This is a genomic window from Mesorhizobium sp. M1A.T.Ca.IN.004.03.1.1 (genome assembly GCF_003997555.1).
In the GTDB taxonomy this organism is placed as follows: Bacteria; Pseudomonadota; Alphaproteobacteria; order Rhizobiales; family Rhizobiaceae; genus Mesorhizobium.
In genome coordinates, this window is record NZ_RZTV01000072.1 from 1 (window position 1) to 379 (window position 379).

The 379-nt window shown below is 61.2% G+C and carries 2 pseudogenes; both read left to right on the plus strand.

The features are described 5' to 3' along the window. A pseudogene (locus EOD29_RS30735) lies at positions 1-281 on the plus strand (ABC transporter substrate-binding protein); the annotation flags it as partial. 10 nt (positions 282-291) lie between these two features. Beyond that, a pseudogene (locus tag EOD29_RS30740) lies at positions 292-379 on the plus strand (ABC transporter permease); the annotation flags it as partial.

The window sequence follows — 379 nt, forward strand, 5'->3', positions numbered from 1 at the left end:
CTCCGGCAGCCCCGGTCAACATCCACCTTACCAAGGGCGCGAAGAACCTGGATGCGGCCTATGCCTATATGGATGCCGCCATCTCCAAGGCTGCGCAAGACAAGCTGAAGCTGCCGCCGACTGAGATGTTCCCGACCAACAAGGACGTCGCGCTGACGCCTGAGATCGAAGCCTATGTGACGCGCGAGCAGCTCGGCAACATGGTCTATCCGGACTGGGTCGCCATCAACAAGAACCGCGCCGACTGGATCCGCCAATTCGACGCTCTCGTCGCAGGCTGAGGAGAGCACGATGAAGGCGAGCGGTTTTCCATACGTTGTACCGATGCTGTTGCTCTCGGTGGCGTTCTTCGCGACGCCGCTCGCCGTTCTCGTCGGCT